Source organism: Clostridium luticellarii, assembly GCF_002995845.1.
Taxonomy (GTDB): Bacteria; Bacillota; Clostridia; order Clostridiales; family Clostridiaceae; genus Clostridium_B; species Clostridium_B luticellarii.
Genome location: NZ_PVXP01000121.1, coordinates 1 through 4,159, shown reverse-complemented (window position 1 = coordinate 4,159; position 4,159 = coordinate 1). Strand labels below are relative to the sequence as shown.

Genomic DNA, 4,159 nt, shown 5'->3' with positions numbered 1-4,159 from the left:
ATATGTAATCACTATATAATTAAAGAATTTATTAATTTAACTTTTAAACGGAGGATATCATCATATGATTTCTATTTATAAAACTATGGACACATCAAACAAGCTGCAACCTATAGATACCATAGAACACGGCTGCTGGATAAATATTGTAGCCCCTTCCGATGAGGATTTACTTTTAATATCTAAAAAGTCAGGAGTTTCATTGGATTTTCTAAGAGCTGCTCTTGATGAAGAGGAAACATCACGTATAGATACTGAAGATAACAATTTGCTGGTAATAGTTGACATACCATTTACAGAAATGGAAGTTAACTCTTTAACCTATGACTCATATCCTCTGGCAATTATTCACACAGAATTCAATTTGATAACAGTTTGCCTAAAAAATAGCAAGATACTTACAGATTTCATAGATGGGAAAGTTAAATCTTTTTATACTTTTAAACGCTCCAGATTTATTTTGCAAATATTATACAGAATAGCAAGCTATTATTTACTCTATTTAAGACAAATAGACAAAAAAAGCGTAATGATAGAGCAAAAGCTTCATAGATCCATGAAAAATAAGGAATTTATCCAGCTTTTATCACTGGAAAAATCTCTTGTTTATTTTTCTACATCTTTAAAGGCGAATGAAATAACTTTGGAAAAGATGTTGAAATTGGAAATTTTACAGAAGTACCCTGAAGATCAGGATATACTTGAAGACGTCATTATTGAAAATAAACAGGCAATAGAAATGACAAACATCTACAGCAATATTTTGGGTGGAACAATGGATGCATTTGCCTCTGTAGTATCCAATAATTTAAATATAGTAATGAAACTTTTAGCTTCTGTAACTATAGTTATGTCTATTCCTAATATAATATTCGGATCTTTTGGAATGAATATACCTGGAATACCTTTTGCTGCTTATAAGAACGGATTTCTAGCAGTATACGCAATAACAGCTCTCATTTGTGTAGTATGCATAATATTTTTAAAAAAAAGGGACTTATTTTAATTTTAGGATGTGATATTTTGCTTGGAAAAAGATTAAAGAATGGAGATACCATAGGTATTATATCTCCTTCAGGTGCTTGGGAACCTGAAAAAATAAAAAAAAGCATTAAATTTTTAAATGACCTTGGCTTTAAAATAAAAGAAGGAAAACACATATACGACAGATGGGGATATCTAGCAGGAAAAGATATCGACAGAGCACAGGATCTAATGGACATGTTTTTGGATCCGGAAGTGGATATGATATTGTGTACACGAGGCGGCTACGGAACCATGAGACTTGCCGATCTTATAGATTTTGACATCATAAAAAGAAATCCTAAAATATTCGCAGGTTTCAGTGATATAACCGTCCTGCTCAATAGCATATTTGAAAAATGTGGTATTATTACTTTTCATTCCCCCATGTGCAACACAGATTTTGATGATTTCACATTAAAAAGTTTTCTGGATACCTTGATGCTCGGTTATAATCCCTTTACCATAGAAAATCCTAAAAATATACCAACATATTATTTTAATGGGGAATATACCAGTGGAAAATTAGTTGGTGGCAATCTCTCACTAATATGCAGCCTTCTGGGCACTCCCTATGCCATAAATACCGAAAATAAAATACTATTTATAGAAGATGTAGGTGAAGAACCCTATCGAATTGACAGAATGCTGACTCAGCTTACGTTAAGCGGAGATCTGCAGAAATGTAAGGGCTTTATTATGGGTCAGTTCAAAAACTGTCAGCTTCCCCACTATGAGCGAAGTCTTACTCTAACTGAAATACTGGAAGATAGGATATTGAGTCTAAAAAAACCCACTTTGATTAATTTTCAATCCGGCCACTCCTATCCAAGAATAACTCTTCCAATTGGTGCCGACGTGGAAGTTAATTTTAAAGAGGGAAAAGTAAATTTATTGGATCCTGTGGTAAAATAATGAAACTAATCCATATATAAATAAAAAGTAGCCACTCTACCGAAATATCAGTAATCAGACTACTTTTTATTACTCTTGGAGGCGCCACCCAGATTTGAACTGGGGATGAAGGTTTTGCAGACCTCTGCCTTACCACTTGGCTATAGCGCCATATTTTAATGGCCAACGGAAATAATTATATCATTATATACATGCTCTGTCAATGAAAATCCTGATAATTGAAATCCGCTAAAGTAAGTCGATTGTTTAATTTAATATTTTAATATACTAACATAAAAAGTATGTTGTTATATATGTGCTATAATATTATAAAGAGGTGATATTATGAGTTATGAAAATTTAAAATCTGCTATAGATAATAGTAATAATATTGTATTTTTAGGAGGTGCAGGAGTATCCACAGAATCACAAATACCCGATTTTAGATCTGAGGCAGGCCTTTATAAAACTAAAAATAACTTTTCATACCCACCTGAAGTAATGCTAAGTCACTCATTCTTTATGTCTCATACTGAGGACTTTTTTGAATTCTACAGGGGAAAAATGATATATAAAGATGCAAAGCCTAATGATGCACATTATGCCCTAGCTGAATTGGAAAAAAGGGGAAAGTTAAAAGCCATAGTAACTCAGAATATAGACGGTCTTCATCAGATGGCTGGATCAGAGAACGTTCTGGAACTGCATGGCTCAATTCATAGAAACCACTGTACTAAATGCAATAAATTCTTTAATTTGGATTATATAATAAATAGTCCCGACATTATACCTAAATGTGACAAATGCAATGGTCTGATAAAACCTGACGTTGTTTTATATGAAGAGAGCTTAGACATGGATGTATTAAATAAATCTGTTGAATACATAAGTCAAGCCGATATCCTGATTGTAGGCGGAACCTCTCTAGTAGTGTATCCTGCTGCAGGATTAATTAATTACTTTAAAGGCAAAAACCTTGTCCTTATAAATAAATCATCTACTTCTTATGATAACAGAGCTGATATAGTTATACACGATAAAATAGGCTCAGTTTTAAAAAGTGTCTTATAAGAATAATAAAAAAGAAGGTTGTCTTAAAAAATTTATGGGAATATACCTAGATTTATGTAAATCAAATTCAAGTATATTCCCAAAACTCACAAAATCATAATCCAGTCTGTGGTATTATTTAATCTCTATCTTATATTTATTTTTCAAACCCTCAGTAAATTGATTATACCTAAATGCCTGTCTTTCTTGTAATAATCCTCTTTTAATTGAATCCTTAACTTCCTCAAAAGTTTTTATTGAAGACTCCTCTTTTTCTTCAACTTTTATAAGATGATATCCAAATTGAGTTTTAACAGGCTTACTTATTGTACCTATTTCCAAATTAAAAGCCACATTTTCAAATTCAGGTACCATTTGTCCTCTTGTAAATTTTCCAAGATTTCCTCCCTGGGCTTTCGATGGACATGATGAATATTTTTTAGCTGCATTTTCAAAAGATACTACCCCACTATTTATCTCCTCTAGTATCTTATTGGCTTTCTCAAGTGAATCCACTAATATATGTTTTGCAGTTACACTTTCAGGATTTTTATACATATTTTTGTTGACATTGTAGTAATCTTTAACTTCATCTTCTGTAACTTTAGCATCTTCCATAATTTTATCCACTGCTGTTTGGGTCAACATTTCCTTCTTAATCGCCTCTAATTTAGCTAAATAATTTTTACTATTTTCCATATGATTATCTTTAGCATAATTATAAATGAGCTCAAAGGATATTATCTCATTCAATAATTGTTTTCTACCATTTTCAGTTCTCAAATATTGCTGTCTTTCTGCTGGGAATTTCCTTATTGTATTTTGCAAATCCTGTTCCGTTATTTCCACACCATTTACAACTGCCAACACATCATTTTGCATATATTTTCTCCTTAACATTATTATATTTATTATTAATTATGACATAACTCCCATATTTTTTCTATATAAAAATTAAAAGTTTCAGATAAACTCTGAAACTTTTGGTGGCCAGACCAGGAATCGAACCAGGGACACGAGGATTTTCAGTCCTCTGCTCTACCGACTGAGCTATCTGGCCATACAATATTTACCCGGCAGCGACCTTCTCTCCCACAGGGCTTCCCCTGCAGTACCCTGGGCACTGTGAAGCTTAACCTTCCTGTTCGAAATGGTAAGGGGTGTTGCCTTCACGTTATTACCACCAGATGCT

General features: G+C 32.7%; 4 protein-coding genes, 2 tRNA genes and 1 rRNA gene. 3 read left to right on the top strand and 4 right to left on the bottom strand.

Features of this window, described 5'->3' with window-relative positions:
- Nucleotides 1-64: 64 nt before the first annotated feature.
- Nucleotides 65-1,006 (top strand): magnesium transporter CorA family protein, encoded by a 942-nt coding sequence (locus CLLU_RS18090; RefSeq protein WP_106011148.1) that lies wholly within the window; start codon nucleotides 65-67, stop codon nucleotides 1,004-1,006.
- A 17-nt stretch (nucleotides 1,007-1,023) separates the two neighbouring features.
- Nucleotides 1,024-1,938: a S66 peptidase family protein gene (locus CLLU_RS18085; RefSeq protein ID WP_106011149.1), complete on the top strand. Its 915-nt coding sequence runs from the start codon at nucleotides 1,024-1,026 to the stop codon at nucleotides 1,936-1,938.
- A 76-nt stretch (nucleotides 1,939-2,014) separates the two neighbouring features.
- Here the strand turns inward: CLLU_RS18085 and CLLU_RS18080 are convergent.
- Nucleotides 2,015-2,088 (bottom strand) — tRNA-Cys (locus CLLU_RS18080).
- Between the two features lie 174 nt (nucleotides 2,089-2,262).
- On the opposite strand from CLLU_RS18080, the gene CLLU_RS18075 reads away from it, so the two are divergent.
- A complete protein-coding gene (locus tag CLLU_RS18075) occupies nucleotides 2,263-2,988 on the top strand; it encodes an NAD-dependent protein deacylase (protein ID WP_106011147.1) in 726 nt (241 codons plus the stop codon).
- A gap of 114 nt (nucleotides 2,989-3,102) precedes the next feature.
- On the opposite strand, the gene CLLU_RS18070 is transcribed toward CLLU_RS18075, so the two are convergent.
- The 3 genes from CLLU_RS18070 to rrf all read right to left on the bottom strand — a co-directional run bounded on the left by CLLU_RS18070 (nucleotide 3,103) and on the right by rrf (nucleotide 4,155).
- Nucleotides 3,103-3,849 carry a peptidylprolyl isomerase gene (locus CLLU_RS18070; RefSeq protein ID WP_106011146.1) on the bottom strand — a complete coding sequence of 249 codons (747 nt, stop codon included), beginning with the start codon at nucleotides 3,847-3,849 and terminating at the stop codon, nucleotides 3,103-3,105.
- A 102-nt stretch (nucleotides 3,850-3,951) separates the two neighbouring features.
- Nucleotides 3,952-4,027: transfer RNA gene (locus CLLU_RS18065), tRNA-Phe, on the bottom strand.
- Between the two features lie 11 nt (nucleotides 4,028-4,038).
- Nucleotides 4,039-4,155: ribosomal RNA gene (gene rrf / locus CLLU_RS18060) — 5S ribosomal RNA — on the bottom strand.
- Nucleotides 4,156-4,159: the final 4 nt, after the last annotated feature.